The 2819-nt window shown below is 39.3% G+C and carries 6 protein-coding genes; all 6 read left to right on the top strand.

From position 1 onward, the window contains the following. Positions 1-139 precede the first annotated feature (139 nt). Complete coding sequence (locus AC5YC8_RS14025) at positions 140-370, top strand: hypothetical protein (RefSeq protein WP_496164885.1); 231 nt, start codon at positions 140-142, stop codon at positions 368-370. Between the two features lies 1 nt (position 371). Then, entirely contained in the window at positions 372-689 is a 318-nt protein-coding gene (locus AC5YC8_RS14020; protein ID WP_496164906.1) for a hypothetical protein, read from the top strand. Further along, the gene (locus AC5YC8_RS14015; RefSeq protein ID WP_496164905.1) at positions 686-1480 is read left to right on the top strand and encodes a LamG-like jellyroll fold domain-containing protein; all 795 of its coding nucleotides are present in this window, start codon (positions 686-688) and stop codon (positions 1478-1480) included. Before AC5YC8_RS14020 ends, AC5YC8_RS14015 begins: the two co-directional genes overlap by 4 nt. 44 nt (positions 1481-1524) lie before the next feature. Beyond that, positions 1525-1785 (top strand): hypothetical protein, encoded by a 261-nt coding sequence (locus tag AC5YC8_RS14010; RefSeq protein ID WP_496164904.1) that lies wholly within the window; start codon positions 1525-1527, stop codon positions 1783-1785. Then, the gene (locus AC5YC8_RS14005) at positions 1772-2317 is read left to right on the top strand and encodes a glycoside hydrolase family protein (protein ID WP_496164903.1); all 546 of its coding nucleotides are present in this window, start codon (positions 1772-1774) and stop codon (positions 2315-2317) included. Before AC5YC8_RS14010 ends, AC5YC8_RS14005 begins: the two co-directional genes overlap by 14 nt. Continuing rightward, positions 2314-2819, top strand: a 506-nt coding sequence (locus AC5YC8_RS14000) for a hypothetical protein (RefSeq protein WP_496164902.1), incomplete at its 3' end; no start/stop codon positions are given. The genes AC5YC8_RS14005 and AC5YC8_RS14000, both read left to right, overlap by 4 nt.

Below are 2819 nucleotides of genomic sequence, written 5' to 3'. Positions count from 1 at the left end.
ATCAATCAAGAAATTAAAGAAAGCACACCAGGTGATTTAGTTGCATTTAATGGTGAATGGTCAGGCATTGTTGATGCTGTCTCTGTGTCGTTTAGCCATGCATATGTTACACAACAAGTAATGATTGAAAGGGTGATCAATGAGTAATCCGTATGACAGATTATTAAGACTACTACCCCAGCATCCTGAATATATTGCAACTATTATTAATGAGGACCATCCAAATTATCGAGTGCAATTAAACGATAATTCAGGGGTTGCAATGTGTACAAGCGCAGCAAAATTCCAGATGGGTGATCGAGTTTATATTTCAAATGGTGAAATTAAGCGACTCGCACCAATTGGAAATAGCTATTTGATTGAGGTGTAGTATGGCTGGAGTAAGGCTTGAATTTGCACAATTTGGGAAATTCGACAGCTTTAATATTTATCGAAATCAAACACCAACAAGTATAGGAGATGTGGGTAATCCGATTGCAAATACCAACACCATGCATTATGAAGACTTTAGTGTTGAGCAAAATAACGATTACTATTATCGAGTTGGTGTTGTTAGGGGGCAGGATGAGTCAATTAGCGATGAAATTTATGTAAAAACAATGCTTGAATTTGACCCACCTCACACCCTCCAAGCCTCTTGGAACAACACTACTCAATCGGTAGGCATAACATGGGAGTTTGATGAATGAGTGCAACTTACAGCATCAATAGAAGAGAGAACACCAATAGTGATTCAATTCAGATAGCATCCAACCTAACTGAAAAGTCGTATATTGATAATACGGTAGAGCCAAACGCTTACTACCTATACAGTATAGAAGCGAATAAAAATGGATTAAAAAAGACAAGTGCTGAAGTTGAGGTCTTTACTTTTAGTGAGTATGCAAACTCATTATTTAGATTTAAGAGTGATATTGCTGACACTGGCATTAACCCCAAAACATTCACTAATAATGGGGTTGCTCTTGGTGCAAGTGGTGCAGTATTTTTGGGTGGTCAGTACATTACAACAGCTAAGAGCACAGACTTTCAGTTTGGGACAGGGGACTTTACTATTGAGTTTTGTATAACCCCTACAGAGCTCACATCAAGATATACCGTTTTAGATATGCGTGACTTATTCGGAGTGGCTTCAAACCAAAGGAACTATGCGAACTGTATCGCACTCACATCTACTGGGATAGAGTGGACAACAGGGTCTGCATGGCTGATTGGTGCACACAATTTTCAGGCTGGGGTGGAGTATACGTGTGCAATTACAAGAGCCTCGGGTATTCTTAGGATGTTTGTAAATGGGGTTAAGGTGTCGCAGTACAACGATTCTACGAATATTTTTAAAGCAGCAGGGGTGACAATAGGCGCATCATTGGACGATAAAGGGTACGGTATATTTTTTAAGGGTGCTATTAAAAATGTCAGGATAACAAAAGGCTTGGCTAAATACATAGAAAATTACACTGTTGTATATCAAGACAAGTAGCACCTTCGGGTGCTTTTTTTATTGCCAAAAAATTAGGGGGCGCAATGTCAAATGCGACACAAATTGTAGATGCATCGGGACCTGTAGCATATAGCACAGGAACAGGATTAACTTTACTCTCGTGGCTCAACACATGGGACTGGGGTTTTTTAATTGGAGTTGGGATTGGTTTGGCAGGTTTAATTATTAGTTTTCAAAACTATCGAACCAATAAACGCTTTCAAAAACGTAAAGATCAGCGTGAACAGGAGCTTCACGAAATTAATATGCGTAAAGCATTGGAGCAATGCAATGTCAAAGACTAAATATTTCGTCATTGGATCAACCATAGCCGCCTCATTAACAGGCGGTTTTTTTATATCTGGTGTAAGTGAACAACAAGTTCAAGCAACCATGGCTAAAGAAGGATTCACGCCTAAACCGGTTATACCAGTAAAAGGGGATGTGCCTACAATTGGTCCTGGTATTACAGTTTATCCAAATGGCATCAAAGTCAAAATGTCTGATCCTGCAATCACGCGAAAGCAAGGTCTTGAATACTTAAGAGCTCACATGGATAAAGATGCACAGCGATTCAATAAAACACTTCTAAATATTCCAATTTCTCAAACCGAATATGATGTTTATATGGATTTCACTTACCAGTATGGCACTGGTGCATGGTCTCAATCTTCAATGCTTCGCAATCTAAAGCAAGGTAAATACAAACAGGCTTGTGATTCATTATTGAAATACAAATACGTTGCAAAGCGTGATTGCTCAATTCGCTCAAACAACTGTTTTGGCGTATGGGTACGACAGCTTGAGCGTCATAGTAAATGCATGGGGGCGCAATGAAGATATTCATTCAAGAATTTATGGCTAAGTTTTACCAAGCAATCATTTTAGTTTTGTTGGCCATAGTTTTAATTCTATCTATTTTTGGCGGTGTTCAAACTTGGCGTGCATCTGCTTGGAAAACAGACTACCAATTGCTTGATGCTAAATATAAAACCGAAGTGGCTGAAGCAAAAGCAGCAACAGAAAAAGCCAAAGCCGAAGCACGCGAACAGGAAAAAAAATGGGCAGAACAACTTTTACAAGCGGAGAAAAATTACAGTGAAAGCCTCAAAGATATCATTACTGATAGCAATAGCGCTAAGTCCCTTGTTGAGCGCATGTCAAAACAAATCGATACAGCCACAAGTCGTATGTCCACAGCTACCAAAGAAACCATCATTGAGTACGCCAATACCAACAGTGACATACTCAAAGAGTGCATTGGAAAATATCAATATGTGGCAGAACAAGCTGACAAGCACGCAATTGATGCAAAACGATTAAGTGATGCTTGGCCTGA

It is taken from the genome of Acinetobacter sp. FY731 (assembly GCF_059515905.1).
Note: the sequence above shows the minus strand (reverse complement) of the source record. Positions and strands in the feature narration are given on the sequence as shown.

Excerpts from the sequence above, each read along its gene's own strand:
- AC5YC8_RS14025 (WP_496164885.1), top strand. The coding sequence starts at position 140 with ATGAGTAATCCGTATGACAGATTATTAAGACTACTACCCCAGCATCCT.
- AC5YC8_RS14020 (WP_496164906.1), top strand. The coding sequence starts at position 372 with ATGGCTGGAGTAAGGCTTGAATTTGCACAATTTGGGAAATTCGACAGC.
- AC5YC8_RS14015 (WP_496164905.1), top strand. The coding sequence starts at position 686 with ATGAGTGCAACTTACAGCATCAATAGAAGAGAGAACACCAATAGTGAT.
- AC5YC8_RS14010 (WP_496164904.1), top strand. The coding sequence starts at position 1,525 with ATGTCAAATGCGACACAAATTGTAGATGCATCGGGACCTGTAGCATAT.
- AC5YC8_RS14005 (WP_496164903.1), top strand. The coding sequence starts at position 1,772 with ATGTCAAAGACTAAATATTTCGTCATTGGATCAACCATAGCCGCCTCA.